At 40.3% G+C, this 17940-nt stretch carries 15 protein-coding genes; 1 reads left to right on the forward strand and 14 read right to left on the reverse strand.

Annotated elements, in window-relative coordinates; genetic code table 11:
• Nucleotides 1-59: 59 nt before the first annotated feature.
• Both JFU24_RS00675 and JFU24_RS00680 read right to left on the reverse strand, forming a co-directional pair.
• On the reverse strand, nucleotides 60-1829 hold the full coding sequence (locus tag JFU24_RS00675) for a hydantoinase B/oxoprolinase family protein (RefSeq protein WP_201249281.1): 1770 nt from the start codon (nucleotides 1827-1829) through the stop codon (nucleotides 60-62).
• Entirely contained in the window at nucleotides 1826-3928 is a 2103-nt protein-coding gene (locus JFU24_RS00680) for a hydantoinase/oxoprolinase family protein (RefSeq protein ID WP_201249282.1), read from the reverse strand. The genes JFU24_RS00675 and JFU24_RS00680 overlap by 4 nt, the downstream gene beginning before the upstream one ends.
• Nucleotides 3929-4140: 212 nt before the next feature.
• Here JFU24_RS00680 and JFU24_RS00685 point away from each other — a divergent pair, with 212 nt between their 5' ends.
• On the forward strand, nucleotides 4141-5661 hold the full coding sequence (locus tag JFU24_RS00685) for a PucR family transcriptional regulator (RefSeq protein WP_201249283.1): 1521 nt from the start codon (nucleotides 4141-4143) through the stop codon (nucleotides 5659-5661).
• Nucleotides 5662-6658: 997 nt separating this feature from the next.
• On the opposite strand, the gene JFU24_RS00690 is transcribed toward JFU24_RS00685, so the two are convergent.
• The 12 genes from JFU24_RS00690 to JFU24_RS00745 all read right to left on the reverse strand — a co-directional run bounded on the left by JFU24_RS00690 (nucleotide 6659) and on the right by JFU24_RS00745 (nucleotide 17921).
• Nucleotides 6659-6796, reverse strand: a complete 138-nt coding sequence (locus JFU24_RS00690) for an anti-repressor SinI family protein (protein WP_201249284.1) — start codon at nucleotides 6794-6796, stop codon at nucleotides 6659-6661.
• A 1143-nt stretch (nucleotides 6797-7939) separates the two neighbouring features.
• Nucleotides 7940-9307: an MFS transporter gene (locus JFU24_RS00695; RefSeq protein WP_201249285.1), complete on the reverse strand. Its 1368-nt coding sequence runs from the start codon at nucleotides 9305-9307 to the stop codon at nucleotides 7940-7942.
• 617 nt (nucleotides 9308-9924) lie between these two features.
• A complete protein-coding gene (locus tag JFU24_RS00700; protein ID WP_201249286.1) occupies nucleotides 9925-10713 on the reverse strand; it encodes a 2-keto-4-pentenoate hydratase in 789 nt (262 codons plus the stop codon).
• Nucleotides 10713-11744 (reverse strand): 4-hydroxy-2-oxovalerate aldolase, encoded by a 1032-nt coding sequence (gene dmpG, locus JFU24_RS00705; protein ID WP_201184050.1) that lies wholly within the window; start codon nucleotides 11742-11744, stop codon nucleotides 10713-10715. Before dmpG ends, JFU24_RS00700 begins: the two co-directional genes overlap by 1 nt.
• A gap of 24 nt (nucleotides 11745-11768) precedes the next feature.
• Nucleotides 11769-12668 (reverse strand): acetaldehyde dehydrogenase (acetylating), encoded by a 900-nt coding sequence (locus tag JFU24_RS00710; protein ID WP_201184052.1) that lies wholly within the window; start codon nucleotides 12666-12668, stop codon nucleotides 11769-11771.
• Nucleotides 12669-12683: 15 nt separating this feature from the next.
• The gene (locus JFU24_RS00715; RefSeq protein ID WP_201184055.1) at nucleotides 12684-13463 is read right to left on the reverse strand and encodes a 2-keto-4-pentenoate hydratase; all 780 of its coding nucleotides are present in this window, start codon (nucleotides 13461-13463) and stop codon (nucleotides 12684-12686) included.
• 62 nt (nucleotides 13464-13525) lie between these two features.
• Nucleotides 13526-14992, reverse strand: a complete 1467-nt coding sequence (locus JFU24_RS00720; RefSeq protein ID WP_201184056.1) for an aldehyde dehydrogenase — start codon at nucleotides 14990-14992, stop codon at nucleotides 13526-13528.
• Nucleotides 14993-15002: 10 nt separating this feature from the next.
• Nucleotides 15003-15464, reverse strand: coding sequence for a RidA family protein (locus tag JFU24_RS00725; RefSeq protein WP_201249287.1), 462 nt, complete (start codon nucleotides 15462-15464; stop codon nucleotides 15003-15005).
• On the reverse strand, nucleotides 15461-16468 hold the full coding sequence (locus JFU24_RS00730) for an amidohydrolase family protein (RefSeq protein WP_201249370.1): 1008 nt from the start codon (nucleotides 16466-16468) through the stop codon (nucleotides 15461-15463). The genes JFU24_RS00725 and JFU24_RS00730 overlap by 4 nt, the downstream gene beginning before the upstream one ends.
• Nucleotides 16459-17007, reverse strand: a complete 549-nt coding sequence (locus tag JFU24_RS00735) for a 3-hydroxyanthranilate 3,4-dioxygenase (protein ID WP_446728282.1) — start codon at nucleotides 17005-17007, stop codon at nucleotides 16459-16461. Before JFU24_RS00735 ends, JFU24_RS00730 begins: the two co-directional genes overlap by 10 nt.
• Before the next feature lie 96 nt (nucleotides 17008-17103).
• Nucleotides 17104-17295: a tautomerase family protein gene (locus JFU24_RS00740; RefSeq protein WP_201249288.1), complete on the reverse strand. Its 192-nt coding sequence runs from the start codon at nucleotides 17293-17295 to the stop codon at nucleotides 17104-17106.
• Nucleotides 17296-17384: 89 nt separating this feature from the next.
• Complete coding sequence (locus JFU24_RS00745) at nucleotides 17385-17921, reverse strand: NADPH-dependent FMN reductase (RefSeq protein ID WP_201249289.1); 537 nt, start codon at nucleotides 17919-17921, stop codon at nucleotides 17385-17387.
• Nucleotides 17922-17940: the final 19 nt, after the last annotated feature.

The following is a 17940-nucleotide window of genomic DNA, read 5'->3' on the forward strand; positions in this document are numbered from 1 at the left end:
GTTTATACCCACTTCCTCCTCTTAATTGTTATTAGGTACGAGTTCTGAATGCATGATATTTATGATTTAACTGCTGCTCGTTTAACATTGGTTGCCTGTTGATCGACTGTAAGGTCGTCTTTAAGCACTACACCATAAAGGTTTACTGCTTGCTCTTTTGAAACAATATTATTTCGTACATCTTGCGAGACCAGTTTCGGATCACGACTCAAAGGGTCGCCCCAGCCACCACCACCTGTACTCTCAAAAACAAATGCTTCACCTGGCTGGAATTGAATTCCACCTAACATCGCTGAATGCCATATTCCATCGTCTGCCATTCCACCAATAGTCTCCAGTGAACCATTGAGTGACTTACGCATTTGTCGTTGGCGTGCTGAATGCAATCCTCCATTAACTCCTGGGGAACCTTCACGTGTTCGCGAACACTCCATCCAAATTATCTCGCCACGCCCAAGGAATTCTATTTCAACATGCACACCTACACCACCACGATAACGTCCAGCTCCCGCCGAGTCAGTGCGCATTTCAAAGGCATTGTAACGAATTGGGAACAATAGTTCAGCAATTTCAGCAGGTAAATTTTGACAATTCCCAAGAGGATCCATTGTTACATGCATTCCATCATGATTAGGTGTGCCCCCCCATCCCCCAGCAGGTAAATCAGTAAAGACATGCAATTCACCAGTTTTTGGGTCAGTTGCACTTGCCACGTACCAATTAGCATCCGAACAGGTCGGAGCAACAATGAGATCAGGAATAGCCTGACCCAAAGCCATCCATATTGCTGCAGTAATCTTTGATGATGCTACCGTAGTACATCCGAGCGTTGGTGCTGGCCATTTTGGGTTGAGCCATGTATTCTCTGGAATGTTCAAGTCGATTTGGCGATACATTCCAGCATTAGCTGGTGCCTCAGGATTGAGAAAGAACTTTAAAGAATAGTAAACTGCCGAAGCCGTGTTAGCATAAGGTGAGTTAATTGGACCAATAGCGGTTGGATCACTTCCTGTAAAATCCACACCAATCCGATCACCCGCAACAGTAAGCTTGACACGTAGCCGAACTGGATCATCGATAAACCCATCGCTGTCAACGTATTCACTCGCTTCGTACACGCCATCAGGAATTTGATTAATTGCTTCTATAGTAACTTGTTGAGTGTAATCAAGAATTTCACGCATCCCCTGTCGAAGAACATCAACTCCGTACTTATTGGCGAGTCTTATGAATTCATCACGAGCTGCTCGAAGAGCTCCAAGTTGTGCGTTGATGTCACCCTCAATATATTGAGGTGTGCGTGAGCTATTCCTAATAATGTTTATTAATTCGGTATTTGGTTTCCCTCCCTTGTAGAGTATTGAAGGCGGAAGACGCAGACCTTCCCCAGCGATATGAGTATCGAAACCACCACCTACATCGGTCCAGTGCGCACGGCTGACTGCAAAGCCGAGCAAAGTTCCTTCATTAAACACCGGCATGGTCATCGTAACATCGGGAGTATGAGTGCCACCATCATAAGGATCGTTTAAAATGATGACATCATCAGGACCCAACTCTTCTATTGGGAATTGTTTAAGTGAAGCTCGGGCACTGAAGTGCATGGCAGCAATATGAACAGGACAGTTAGCAGTCTGACCAATTAAATTGATGTCCGGGTCAAAAATAGCATTGGAGTAATCCACCATGTCATAAATAATTGGTGAGAATGATGCCTTTTGCAACACTTGGCTCATTCTCTCGCATGTATATTCAAATGAACGTCGAAGAACTTCAAATGTAATTGGATCAAGCTGACGCTGTACGGAGTTTGTATGGATGATTGTCATAGTACACCCTCCTCAGTGGTAGTAACGTAACTACCATTTTGATTCACTTGCTCTTCATTAGTGATAATAATATTGCCATACTTATCTATTTGAGCCAATGCATTAAGCGGAAGAACAATTTCACTGTCCGCTTGTTCTATAATTGCCGGACCATTAATCTGTTGACCATTACAAAGCAAAGTATGGTCATGTACCTCTACCTTGTAGTGCTTGCCACCAAAGTAGACTTTGCGATGATCCTTAACAGATAGTGCGTTAATCTGGTTACTTGCCCCCATTACTGCCTCTAAATCGATGGACTCTGTTCTGACAATTTGACCATATCCCGTGACACGTAATGTGACAAATGCAACGCCGAAAGATTCTGATGATACGCCATATTCACGCTCGTGCACTTCGTGGAAGGCAATAGCTATTTCATCTAATATGGATGTATTCAGTTCTCCATTAGGTACTGGGGTAGCTACTTCATATGATTGTCCAATATAGCGCATCAGGGCATTTCGCTCCAATGTAATCTTCTCTGGTTTAATTCCATCATTCTCGAGTAATTCGTGACATTCTTTTTCTAGTTTAGTGAAAGCAAGTGTTAATTCACTCGGAGATAGACCTTTTACTGGTGCATAAAAAGTCGCTTCAAGATCATGACGCACTTCCATAGTAGCGGCTCCAAATGCACATGCGACACCAGCAAAGGGAGGAATTAGTATTCGATTAATACCGGCTGCCTCGGCAACCCTATAGGCATGTAGCCCGCCGGCTCCTCCAAATGCAACAAGTGTCTGATCGCGGGGATCGCGACCTCTGTCAGTTGAAACCATGCGAATTGCTCCTGCCATATTCTCACAGACGATTTCGATAATACCTTCTGCGCAATCAAGAACAGATAACCCTAGTGGTTCCGCAAGAGTACTTATAGCAGCTACAGCAGCATCGTAATCGAGTTGAAATTTACCACTTAAGGTTTGGTTTAAACGTCCAAGAACAAGATTTGCATCTGTGACTGTTGGACGGCTGCCCCCTCTACCGTAGCAAGCTGGTCCCGGATCTGCTCCGGCACTTTGTGGTCCAACACGTAACGATCCACCCTGATCAATCCACGCAATTGACCCACCACCGGCACCAATACTTCGGATATCGAGCATAGGCGCAATAATCGGCATCTCCCATTCGAATTCATATTCGTCTGTTATCAGACCACGGCCATTCTCCATCAGGCAAGCTTCAAAACTAGTGCCACCTACGTCCGTAACAATCATATTCTGCGTGTTAAGTAAATTACTGAGAAATGCTCCTGCTGCAACTCCACCTGCTGGTCCTGACGCAATCAATTCTTCAGGACGCTCTTTGGCTGTAGAACTTCGCATCATACCACCATTACTTTTCACTATGAAAAGCTTTGCTGTTGATCCCGCCTCAGCTAGACAATCTTCCAATCGAGTGAAGTAATCACTCACAACAGGGAATAGGGCAGCACGTGTGGCAGTCGTAACAAAACGACCTAGTTCGCGAATTTTAGGGCGTGTCTCTGAAGACAGAGCAATCCGTGCATCCGGAATCCTTTCTAGAATTATCTCTCTCATCGCTTGCTCATGCCGGCCACTTACATATGAGTTAATAAACGCTATAGCAATATTCTTGACGCCAAGTGAAGCAATGTGTTCAGCTACTTTTATTGCTTCCTCACGGTCGAGGGGCTTTACTGTCTTCCCATCGGCTCCCAATTTTTCGCTCACTGTGAACCGCTGACTACGGGAAATCAATGGGCGGGATTTAACTTGATAAGGATCGTATAGGTAGCGACGGCGTTGCCGCCCAATTTCAAGTGTGTCACGAAAACCAGCTGTCGTCACTAATGCAGGTTCGGGATATTTTCGTTCTAATAAGGCGTTTGTTCCAATGGTCGTCCCATGAATGATTGTGCTAATTTCCGAGGGGTCAATATCCGCAGATGAAAGCGCATTCATAAATCCGATTACTGGATCATTCGGCGTAGTAAGTACTTTTGCCGTGCGTACGCGATTTGTTCCTGTGGCTTGCTCATCCCATGCGAAAAGATCAGTAAAGGTTCCACCAACATCAATTCCAACTTGTAACATTTGCCGTCCTCCTCTTATTTGTTTCCATCCGGTTTACATAATCTCATTAGAGACTGACGATATAATTGCAATTCACTAACCATCTAGTATAATGGTAACAATTGCAATAATGAAAACTATCATTATATTCAGTATATTCTAACAATAAATATTCTTCTATACGTCTAAATTATAGTAATCTTTATTTATTTCATACGATAGGATGAATGCTTATGACAATTACTATTCAGGACCTTGTTAATAACCCACACTTGAAGACGCAAGTTCTTGCCGGGTATGGGGGATTAAAGCGAGAAGTTACTTGGGCACATGTATGTGAATTATCGGATCCTACTCCTTGGTTAAATGGAGGTGAATTAATCTTGACTACTGGTCTGGCTATTCCACGTCCTGGACAAGAGCAGAAGGACTACATAAAGCGTCTTATAGATGCAAAAGTAAGTGGAATATCAATTGCGGGAAGAATGTATGCTCCTGAAATGATTAATCCTCTTCTCTCTGAAGCCGACCGCAATGGCTTTCCAGTCCTGTTGACAGCTTATGAAGTCCCGTGGATTACAATTACACGGACTGTGTCTGATGCTAATTCACATAAAGAGCATGCACGATTATTACAGACGTTACGAATTTATGAAGTTGCGCGTCAGGCTTTTCATAATACTCCACCGTCTGGTATAGTCAAAACGCTTAGCAAGATTATTAATTGTTCGCTTTATATAATAAATCCAGTTAACAGTAAACCCCTATTTTTTGAAGGCAAGTTACCGAAAAATGTTACAGATATACTTAAAGCGGTCCGTCCACTCAGTACATTTGATTCTCCTGCTATACAACGTATAGAGTGGAGAGGAGTTCAAGCTTTACAAGTGCCAATTCCTACTTCACGACCCGCCATTCTACTGGTCTTTAATCATCCAACAGGTATACCCGATAGTATCGTATTAAGTCATACTGCGACCGTTGTGGGATTGGCAATTGAGAAAGATACAGCCATACATGAACGTCAACGACGAGTGGGAGCTGAAATAATGGAGGGATTAATTGATCAACGACTTACACCAGATTCAGCCAATTTCTTGTTAGCTAATCACGGACTAGGAAAAGAACCACGGTGCATCGTCGCTTGCTCTGCAGGGACCCAGCCTTTTGAGCACGAGTGGCTACATCTTCAGTTGAATGCATGCAATATTCCCCATTTGTTAACTCTAAGAGGAAATGTTCTGGTTGCTTTACTTCCTGCCAATGCAGAGTCAATTTCTAGCTTAAAATGTGAATTGCAAACAACAAATATATGCTTTGGTATAAGTAATAATTTTGATTGCCCTTCACGTGTAGCAGATGCATATCAAGAAGCTTTATGGGCATTACGTGCAGCAGAGACTTATAATAAAACCTGTATGTTCTACAATGAAGAGTCTCCCGTATCACCATTTTTGCCTAGAGGCAGAAGTGAAACTAAAGAACTGGTAGAGCAAGTAATTGGAGACCTTTTAGCATATGATAAGACACATAACAGTCAACTAGCAATGACTCTTTATATCTACCTTCGTGAGAATCGCTCTTGGAAGAATGCCTCAGAAAAATTACACATACATAAGCAGACATTAGTATATCGAATTAACCGAATAGAAGAAATGACGGAACGTCGCCTAAATGTTACCAATAACGTTGCCGAACTTTGGTTAGCTTTAGAAGCAGCTATAATACTTGGTTTACTGCCTGAACTATCTTAAAATACCTTAGAGTTATCTCTAAAATAAAGCCGATATTGGCGAGCCTCACAATCCTACCACCACGAAATAATAGGAGTAGACACATAGCGCATGCACGTATAGGAAGATTATTATAGATTTTCTAAAAAGTGAGCATTTCGAGTATTTTTAAATAGGCTGGCGCATTTGTATTTTTTGAGAGTTTTGAATGATATTCTAGCTTACCTAGTCAGTTGAGCTACACTCAATAGCAGTGTGTATCTTGTTCTCAAACCCCTCTAACTGATATTCATCTAATATTGGCCAAAGTACTCCTTAAACAGAGTGCTTTTTTGTATTAATGAGATAAACCCGAATTTGCGGTAACATTTTAAAGATTCTAGCGTTATATCTGACTATTCTTCAGAAAATCATAAATTTGCAGAATACAAATCAAATAATTACGCAAAGAAGTAATTATTGGATATGAAAAGTTGTTAGTATCATTAGGGCAATCATTAAATGTCAAAATTAGATCTATGGTAAATTAAATTCAAGAAGCTGCTGGTCTTCAGCAGCTCATTATATTGACATTTAAAAAGAGCAAACTCATTTAAGAGTCTGCTCTTTAAATAATTCGAAAATATCTCCGTCACTCAAGAGGTTTTTTCCTTTGGTAATTTGGAGGCTTACCGATCTAAAACATCTTTTTCATACGTCTATCAAAATAAGATAGAAATTTACTGTTAATAATCAGTATTATGTAAACTGCTGATTCATCTAATATTTTGCCCTATTGTGTTCCATAGTTCCTAAACGGAATATAGGAAAACCTAGCTATATGTAAATAAGAAGCATAAAGCTCATCAAACTCTTTCTAGTCTTTTAGTAGCCTACAAACCACTAATTAATCGATTTAACCCTCTTCACCTTAGCCATTGACAATCACCAAATGTGGCAGTACTCCTTTTTACGAGTACATGGCCACATATAAAAATTGAAAACACCGTTCTGATTATTCGAACGGTGTTAAAAATAGTTAATCTTTATTGATTTTTGATTTTCCTTCCAAAAATCTCTTAAATTCCACTTTAGTTATATTTGATTTCATTGCTTTTTTTACTAACTCAACCCATTCTTCAGGAAGATCTTGATCCCTGTTTTTTTTTGTTGTCATGTTTATCCTCCTTTTAAGGGCATGATTTTCTTTACCAGTTATCTGTTTTATCTAATAATTGATCAATGTCAAATGTATCGAGATGGAATCGAATTGACTCTTCGGCAATTCTTCAGTAGCTAAAAGCAATTGGTCAATATCTATTATAGCCAAAACAATTCGCCTCCCTTTTAGTCACTTTTACCATCATTAAATATAATAAACATTACGTTTAATAGTTAATTCTTTTGAGGGTATCATTTGATCGGCTACACTAAGTAGGACAGATAAAATGAGGGCTGTTGTTTTGGAGTGCCAAGAGGGTTTTGGGTATGGTGACCCTATCAACTCCTTAAATTCCTTCCACTACGTTACAGTCAGCCATTTACCGTTGACAGGGGCGTTTTTTTTATTTCTTTTACGATTATAGGGATTGTACCGATATTAGATTGATCTAGATGTGAATTTAAAATAAAGTTCGACCGATTAATAAAGTTTGACTGTGTTGAAATTTACTGTACTCTAATTATTAGAGGAAAATTAGTTCAATATATTAATAAAGTTAATTGATTGGGTACCATCAAATATGAACCTTTTATTATATTTTCGTCTCTTTACCATAGTATAGAAAAAGCCCATGTATAATTTTTTACCCATTCTTAAGCATTTCGTTGGACTAATCCAATCCGTCGTACTCAAAAAAAGGGGGGCCCATTTTGCTTACTCCACCATCAGACAACAAATATAAACACTTACATTCTTGCTAACCCTACTTGAGCTATGCAGAACGCCAAGTTTGTAAAAAAAAACACCCCTTTACCGACAAGGTGATGTGGGACCACTTATAGAATTTTGAAGAAGTGGGAACAGGAAGAGTTGCTAAATATCAAAAATAGAAAAATTTACATTCTTAAACCATCTATACTCAAGCAATATGTGATTTCTCATTAAACTTGAAACCGCGCATTCAAAAAATAACCTTCTATGTATTAAATGATCAAACCTTCGTTTAAACATATTTTCCTTTTCAAATAGATCGTAGAGCATTGAACCTGCCGCTTAATGCACCCCTTTTACAAAAGCCCTTTGGTTGTCATCCTAAAATGAAAGAAAGGGCTAAACCCCCTAAGTATGAATGTACTTATAGCTCAGCCCTTTTGATATCTAAATTTTCCCATGTGCATTTTTCGGTATAAATAACACAGATAATGAAGCTATGACCCCCGCAAAAGCAAAAACATAGAAGTTCATCACAAGATCGAATTTCCAAGACATAAACAATCCAACCAAAATAGGACCTAAAATAGCTCCTATCCTACCAAATCCAAGTGCCCACCCTAAAGCTGTAGCACGATTATCCGCATCAAAATATTTGGAAATATATGCATTTAAGATCAACGTTGTTCCGATGGTTCCAAAACCAGCGACTCCTACAAGGCTATAAACAATTAGCATCGATGATTTTAAGCTTAATAAAGCAATTGAAATTCCCGCCAGGAAATATGAAATACTGATCACTTTTTTTGAGCCCCAGCGATCTGCTGCTACACCAGCTAAAAGAGCACCCGCGGCTGCTGAAAGGTTAAGCATCAACAGAAGTCCTAGACTCGAACCAAGCGGATAACCAGCTTCTCTCATCATTTTAGGTAACCATGTTGTCAATCCATAAATCATAAACAATCCCATAAAAAAGGTAACCCAGAAAAATAAAGTTGCCCGAATGTTCTGTTTTGAGAAAAGTGTCGCTATCGTGTTGGATTTACTTTTCCCTTTCTGCCCTTTATCCGAAGACTTATTTTCTTTAATGGGCTCGATAAAAATATTATAGCGGTTGGCAATACGCTCTGCCTCTGTGTATCTATTTTTAGCTACGAGAAAACCGAGTGATTCAGGCAGATATTTGAGAATGAAAGGAACAACGAGAATCGGCGCTCCACCAACCAAAAACATTAATCGCCAACCATATTCGCCTATGAAAAACATTGAAATTAGAGCCGAAAATACACCGCCCAATGCATATCCCGTATACATTATCGCATACATCAGTGACCTGCGTTTAATAGGAGAATATTCAATAGTTAAGGCAGAAACCGTAGGAATGATACCACCGCATCCAATCCCCCCAATAAAGCGATATAATCCGAACATTTCAGGAGAAGATGCCGTAGCCGATAGAATCATCATTATAGAAAATAGAGTCAAACAGAATGCCAATATCTTTTTACGTCCAAAAATGTCAGTAATAGTTCCCACACATACTGCTCCTATTAGCATCCCAATGAGGGCATAGCTTCCAATAGAACCCGCCTGAGCTGAAGATAATGACCATGCTGGATACTCCATTAACGTTGGAAGTACAGCACCGTAGATAGCTAAATCAAAGCCTTCTGCAAGCATGCAAAACCAACAAATGGTTACAACAAGATAAGTAATACCAGGAATTGATTTACTTTCCAAATTACTCAATTCTTGTCGAAAATTTGTTTCGTTCTTCGAATAAGAGGGATCTACTGAATGTGAATTTCGGCTCATTTAAACAGCTCCTTTTGATAATTAGTGCTCATTATTATCATTAAATTGTTTCCGTTATCTGTCGTAGTTGCTTCTAATCCTCAACCATCTTACATTTTAGGGAATTCAATTAACTTGTTATCTTGCTATTTAAAAATGAAACCGTCTAGAAGTTTGGTCAGATACTTAATTGAAAATAACGCTGGGCCTCTTCAACAATCTCGTGATTTGCTAATTTTTCTTTTATAAGTTCTTTTCCTTTGACTATGATTAATGTGTCCCCTAGAGGTGATACGTCCCTCTTCCGTCACCTTAGAAAGGAAATAATTCTTATTAAATATAGATTGGGGAGATGTTTCGGTCAGAACACACATTTGGTAGATACTGTCTATCGTCCATTTATTTAGAGGAACTTCAAACCGATACAAAATTCCCATACTGCGCACAATTTTCTTATAGAGATCTTCTGTATTTAAAGAGAGGGGCTTTTTATTAAGGATGTCTAGGTTCTCAAAGAGTACGTTAAGAACATCAGATTGAAAAACTAACATGTATGAATAAAAAATTGGAACAGCGCAAAGTAGAAACTACTAAGAACCTTAATGTTTTCATAGATTCAGTAAAAACATGTTTTTGCTCTATTTACAGGTGAATGATACACTCCCTAATTCTGCAAATTGAGAGTGGATAGAATCTCCTGGTTGGAAGGCGATAGCTTCGGATATGGCGCCACTTAGCACAATGTCCCCTTTCTTTAAGCCCTTTCCGATTCCCCCCATTTTATTAACTGCCCAAGCAACGGATGTGGCAGGGTGTCCCAACACAGCCGCACTTGCTCCCACCGTAGCTACTTCCCCGTTTTTAGACATAACCATTCCTAGTTCCGCCAAATTGAGACTAGTGGGAGACATCCATTTATTACCTATTACAAAGCGAGCCGAAGAACAATTATCCGCAATAACATCCACAAGGGTGAATTTAAAATCTAAATATCGGCTGTCGATAATTTCAATTGCCGGAGCAACATATTGGGTTACACTCAATACATCAGCTGCGGTAACATTGGTTCCCTGAAGATCTTCTCCAATAAAGAAAGCGATTTCCGGTTCGGCCTTCGGATGAATGAGTTGATTAAACTCAAGCGGGGCCCATTCGAAAGCAAGCATATCATCTGTCAAATAGCCGTAAATGGCTTCGTGAACCCCCATCATCTCCTGTTTGGCCTTACTTGTTAAACCCAGTTTCAATCCAATTCGCCGAGCACCTTCTTGTTCTTTTTGTTGAATTAATTTCTCCTGTAAGAAATACGCTTCTTCGAAAGTCAAGTTTGGATATTTATCTGTGATTTTTGTAACTTCCCGGCGTTCCTTTTCCGCTGATAAAAGATATTCAACGATTTCTAGATCTGCTCCTTGAGTAATAGCCATTATCGCACCCCCAATTTTTGGGATTTAGCCAATTCAGCGGCCACGTCAAGAATCATGTCTTCTTGACCTCCAACCACGTTTCTCTTTCCAAGTTCCATTAGGATATCCCTCGGATCAAGGCCAAACCGCTTGCTCGCCCGCTCTGCATGAAGGAGGAAGCTGGAATAAACACCGGCATACCCCAGAGTAAGACTTCCTTTATTAATCTCCTGTGCTCGAGGTAACAATGGTCCCACAACATCCTCAGCAACATCCATCATTTTATAAAGGTCAATCCCTACCTGGATTCCCATTCGATCCAATACAGCCAATAAAACTTCCGTCTGTGTATTTCCTGCTCCTGCCCCTAAACAGCGAATGCTTCCATCCAATCGCGTGGCTCCCTCTTCAATGGCCACAAGCGTATTTGCAACCGCAACGGATAGATTATTATGGCCGTGGAAACCAATCTCAATATCTAAGGACTCACGTAGAGCACTGATTCTCTCACGAACTTGATCAGGTAAAAGAGCCCCCGCTGAATCAGTTACATATACCGCTTGGGCACCATAACTTTCCATCAATTTGGCTTGCTCCACCAGCTTCTCTACAGGAGCCATGTGAGCCATCATTAGAAAACCTAATGTTTCCATTCCAAATTCTCGTGCCATGCTAATATGCTGAGAGGATACATCCGCTTCTGTTACATGCGTCGCAACCCTAACCAACCCTGCACCTATATCATGGGCCTGTTTCAGATCATGAACGGTACCAATTCCCGGCAATAACAGGACCGCAATCTTTGATTGCTTAGACTCTTCAACAGCAGCTTCAATCAATTTCATTTCATCAACAAGCGAACGACCGTATTGAAGAGTCGAACCTCCTAATCCATCGCCATGACTAACCTCGATGTAGTGCATCCCTGCATCATCAAGAGCACGCGTAACTTTGCGAACCTGTTCTTCCGTATATTGATGTGCCATAACGTGACTACCGTCGCGTAAACATACTTCTGTGATTTTAATGGGTTTGTCGCTTTTGCTATTCATCTGTGGTCACCTATCCCTTCCTGCCTATTCTTCACTTGAAGCCAGTTCGACTGTTGCCTGGTTCAATATATTACGTGCAAAATCTTCTGCTACACGTGTCGCTGCAGCAGTCATAATATCTAAGTTCCCTGCATAGTTCGGGAAGTAATCTCCTGCTCCTTCTACTTCAACGAAGACCGTCACTTGATTTCCTTCAAATAAAGGTTCCTGTTTAAGTCGATACCCCGGCACATATTGCTGTACAGTTCTTACCATTTCATAAATAGATTGATGAATCGCTTCTTGATCCATATTCTTTACTTCGCAATAGACAGTGTCACGCATGAGAATCGGAGGATCAGCCGGGTTAAGTATAATAATGGCCTTTCCACAATCTGCTCCCCCCACTTCTTCAATTCCTCGTCTTGTAGTAATCGTAAATTCATCTATGTTGTCACGTGTCCCCGGTCCCGCACTTTCGCTTGAAATCGTAGCAACAATTTCTGCATAGGAAACGTCTGCTACTTGATTGACAGCATGTACAATGGGAATCGTTGCCTGGCCGCCACATGTTATCATGTTGACATTCCTAGCATGAAGGTTAACACCCAGATTGACGGCTGGACTCACAAAAGGTCCTCTGGCAGCCGGTGTAAGATCAATCGCCAATTTCCCCAGTTCATTTAAGACTTTTGCATGTCTTACATGCGTTTTGGCTGATGTCGCATCAAAAACAATCTCTGCTAAATCAGGGTTATCTACTAACCCCTGAATTCCGTTTGCGAACACCCGATACCCTCGTTCTTTCGCACGTTTTAATCCGTCAGATTCGGGATCAATCCCAAACATAGTAGTTAATTCTATTACTTCACTTCTTTCCAACTTATACATAAGATCGGTACCGATATTACCTGAACCGATAATCGCTGCTTTAACTTTATTCACATAAACTACCCCCATTTACTCAAAAGCTACAGAAACCGAACCAAGAGGGCCAAAATGAGCTGAAATGGTATCCCCTTGCTTAACAGTCAATGCTCCAGAAAGTGCTCCAGGCAGAATTAACTCACCTGCTTTAAGCTGAATACCAAACTCGTGCAATTTATTCGCCAACCATGCGATCGCCTGTGCAGGATGCCCAAGTGCAGCAGCCCCAGAACCTGTTGCTACGAGCTCTTCATTGTTATAAAGAGCCATACCAACACTACGTAAATCTAAACCATCTATCGTACTCCTCTTGTTCCCAACCACTACTTTAGCTGAAGAACCATTATCGGCGACAGTATCTATTAATTGAATCTTCCAATCAGTAATACGACTATCAATAATCTCAATCGTGGGTACCACATACTTAGTAGCCATTAATACATCCAGATAAGTGACGTTCGGACCAACTAGATCTTGTCCAAGGATAAAACCAATTTCCGCCTCTACTTTCGGACTAATCATATCGCTAATTTTGACTTTCTCCCCATCTTTAACCTCCATATCATCTAACAAATGGCCATAATCCGGTTCATTGACTCCTAGCATTTTCTGCATTGCCACACTTGTAAGCCCTACTTTCTTACCAATAACCCAACGTCCTTCTGTTCTCTTTTTCTCCATGACTTTTATCTGAATTTGGTAAGCGTCGGTCACACTCAATTCAGGATATTGCTGTGTAAGTGGGTCTAGTGGCTGCTTACTTCTCTCTGCTTCTATCAATTTATCTGCTAATGCTTCTAATATTAAACTCAAGAGAATCCCCTTCCTTCCTTAGATATAAATAGTGACTCTTAGCCACTCTTTATATTTTGCTTCTATAATTTCATCGTAATAGTTTTTGCTTCCGTGTAGAATTCAAAACTATGGCGTCCACCTTCTCGACCGATTCCGCTCGCCTTTGACCCTCCAAAAGGAGTTCTCAAATCTCTGTAATACCAGCAATTGATCCAGAACAAGCCAGAATTGACTCGGGAAGCAACTCTGTGGGCTCGCTGTAGATCATTCGTCCAGACCACACCCGCAAGACCGTAAATCGAGTCATTAGCAATTTTCACTGCCTCTTCTTCTGTTTTAAAAGGAATCACAACAAGTACAGGACCAAATATTTCATCCTGGGCTACTCTCATTTTGTTATCTACATCATAAAGAACAGTAGGCTCGTAGAAGTTTCCTTCACCTAATCCCAGAATTCGCTTACCGCCAATTGCTAGTTTTGCCCCTTCAGACATTCCAGCTTGAACATGATTATCAACCGTTTCTAAATGACTGCGGGAAACTAGGGCTCCCATATCGGTAGCTTCATCCAGCGGGTCTCCAACCTTAATCTTCTTTACAGCATTAACAAACTTTTCTAGGAATCTATCATAAATGCTTTCTTGTATTAATAAGCGAGAACCGGCCAAGCAGATTTCCCCTTGATTTCTAAAAATAGCCTCAATCGAACCTTTTACCGCCTCATCTAGGTCTGCATCTTCAAAAACGATGTTAGCTGACTTCCCGCCCAATTCAAGCGATACAGGGATTAATTGAGAGGCTGCGTTTTTCATAACTGTTTGGCCGGTCGTAGTCTCCCCAACAAAAGAAATACGGCGTACATATGGATTTGTAGACATTGCAGTACCGACGGTTCCACCCGGTCCGGTAATAATATTTAGGACACCTGGGGGAAGTCCCGCTTCATTGGCAATTTCCCCTAACATAACTGCACTGAGCGGTGTATAAGAGGCCGGCTTCACAATTACTGTATTTCCGGCAGCCAATGCTGCAGATACTTTCCATGTCATTTGCATAAAAGGAAGATTCCATGGAATGATCAAGCTAGTCACACCTGCTGCTGCATACTTTGTATAGGACATATGTTTAGATTGCTGATAATGCTCTTGGTGGACGTATTTAGCCATTTCAGCAAAGAAACGTAAATTGGATGCCGCCCTAGGAATATCAAATTCTCTACTCTCTTTAATTGGTTTTCCGACATCTAGCGTTTCAATAAGAGCTAACTCATTTACTCGTTCCATAACTAGATCAGACATTTTACAAAGAATTTTCGATCTTTCCTCAACCGGCATTTCACTCCAAACACCGCTTTCGAATGTACGTTGTGCGACCTCAATCGCATGCTTAACATCTTTCTCACTAGCATTTGCCACTGAAGCAAGTTTCCGGTTTGTTGAAGGATCAATCGTATCAAATGTCTCACCTGATACCGCATTAATATATTCACCGTTGATAAAAAGTTTTGCGTCTTTCACTTTTATTTGATTCCCCTGTAAAGAGCTCATCTGTACCCTCCTATTCCTCTATTTCTAGGATCATTTCCACTTCGACCGCATTATTATGTGGGAGCTGGGCCATTCCAACAGCCGATCTTCCATGTTTCCCGTTCTCACCGAATACTTCTACCAACAAATCTGAAGCACCATTCATTACTTTGGGCTGGCTAGTAAAATCAGGAGTACTGTTCACAAATCCTAATATTTTAACAATGCGTTTTACTTTACTTAGTTCCCCGATCTCTTGTTTTACGACCGCCAAAAGATTCATCATGCATTGTTTAGCAGCATCATATCCAACTTCAACCGTTACATCCTTACCGAGCTTGCCGCGATACTCATCGGTACCTTGTCCAGCTGTGAAAATCAAGTTTCCTGTCCGTACACAGCTGACATAGTTCCCAGCCGCCTGACGCGGTATAGGTAGTACTAATCCTAGTTCTTCCAATTTCTCTTCGGGTGTCACAGTTTGGCTTTTCATTGTTTAATCACCGCTTTTTCAATATTTAGAAATTTAAGAGCATTCTCTCCAAGCATAGCTAGCTTTTGTTCTGAAGTGAGTGCCATGGCATCGTCAATAACCTGTCCCGGTGGAACTTCTCGAAGTAAGAATGGGTAATCCGACCCCATAATCACTCGATCATGTCCAAAATTTTCAACGAGATATTTGATATTCACTGGATCATTTACGATCGAATCAAAATAAAACTTCTTGGCATAATAACTTGGAGGTTTGTCGATTAGTCTTAAATGTGGCCATACTTGCCACCCTTTATCTAATCGAGGAAGAATGAATGGAAAAGACCCTCCGCCGTGAGAAAAGCAAATTTTTAACCTAGGAAACTTCTCCATCACACCGCCCAATATTAAACTAGCTGCTGCTAGGGCCGTTTCACTAGGCATGCCGACCGTGTACATTAAATTGTGACGGGGCATCCTTTCTCCTCCTAACGTCTCCCATGGGTGAACAAATAGAGGGACCTCCCACTTCTCACACATTTCAAAAAATTCAACTAATGAAGGATCATCTAGATTTTTTCCATTTACATTAGTCCCAATTTCAATCCCCTTTAAGCCCAACTCGTGAATACAGCGATCCATCTCTCGAATAGCAAAAGTTGCATTTTGCAATGGAACCGTACCTAGTCCAATAAATTTTGTTGGATACTGATTTACTGTTTCTGCAATAAAGTCATTTTGAATACGGGCCATGATTTCCGCTTCTTCAGCAGGCGCCCAATAAGAAAATGTTACAGGAATAGGGGATAAAACCTGAATATCCACCTTTTCTCGTTCCATGTCTTGAATTCGCTTTTCAGGGCTCCAAACTTGATCTGTAACTTCTCGAAAAACTTTTCCCGCAACCATAATATTGGCTCCACAGGAACAAGTTGGTTGTAAAACAGGCCATCGATCTCCTTTAAATCTTTTTGAGAAATCTGGAATATTCTCTGGAATAATATGTGTATGAAAATCTACTCGCATTTCCATTCCCCTGCTTCCCTCGACATAACATGTCCACAATTTTTGCATGTTCGTAATTCTAGACTACCATTGAACTGGTTGATGGCTTCCTTTACTTGAATTTCAATATTGGTTAATTGAACACTGACTCGGTGCATTTCAGAATCACACTTATCACAGAACCATACAAAATCCTCTAATTCGCCTTCAATCCTGTCACGTTCTATAACTATACCAATGGTATCAGCAACTCTATGTGGAGAATGAGGAACATTCGGAGGAAGTAGAAATACTTCTCCTTCTTTTACGGTTATTACTTCTCTCTTTCCTTCTTTATTAATAATTTCAACATAACAATCCCCTTTTAGCTGATAGAAAATCTCCTCTGAGGGATCTACATGAAAATCACGTCGTTTATTCGGCCCCCCCAGTATCATAAACATTAACTCTGAATCTTTCCAAACCACTTTATTATTCACTGGAGGTTTAAGTTGATCTTTATTTTCCTCAATAAATTTCCATAGATTAATTGTATTGAAAGTTGTATTCAAAGTACTCATAGTTTTAATCACTCCATATATGTTTTTTTATTGTTTCATTGTTTGATTTTTGTGAGAGCTTTAAGATCAATATCGACTTATTTAAATGTGTCACCATTACCCTCTTCTTTTTTGAACCGTTTCTCCCCCAATGGCCCAATGTGTTGATGGAATGTCATAAATTAAAATCCTAATACTTTCGGGGGATACCCCTAACGTTTCAGATACCGTTTGTGTTACATTTTCAATCAAGCGGTTTTTTATTTCTTGATCTCGACCCTCTATAATTTTCATTTCAACGATAGGCATTGAGATACTCCCTCTAAAGAATTATAAAAATGCATTTTCATCATCCAGACTACAGGTGAAAAGGATTTCCCACTATACAATTTCATTGTTTAGGCTTTTAATGCTTTTTGCATAAAGACTACTTCTTTTGCCAAATCCGAAATTCTGCTTAATACTTCTTCATCCACTATTTCATTCTGCTTATTGAAATGGTCGGTATGAACGTAAACAGAGCCCGGTGCTACGAAGGTCCGAAAATAACCAGCAATTGGTTTCAATTGATTTTCAATCACTAAGTAATGTTGATAAGTTCCACCTGTAGCAATAAACCCCATTACTTTATTGCGTAGAATTTGCGGATGCACCAAGTCAAATAAGTTTTTAAGCGCCCCAGAGAGAGAGCCTTGAAATATAGGGGTACCGATAATATAGAAATCAGCAGACGAAACAATGTCAACGACCTTTTTTGTATCATCCGAGTAACTAGAAAGGTCACGTCCATCACACAAAGAAACAGAGTAATTTCTCAAATCCAACAATTCCACGTCAACTTCTGGATGTGTTTTTTTAACTTCCTCTAAAATCTTCTGTACAACAACGCATGTTTTCGCTCCAACAACAGTTCCAGATATTCCTAATAATTTCATTTAAGATCCTCCTTGAAAG

Source organism: Peribacillus sp. TH27 (assembly GCF_016650915.1).
Taxonomy (GTDB): Bacteria; Bacillota; Bacilli; order Bacillales; family DSM-1321; genus Peribacillus; species Peribacillus butanolivorans.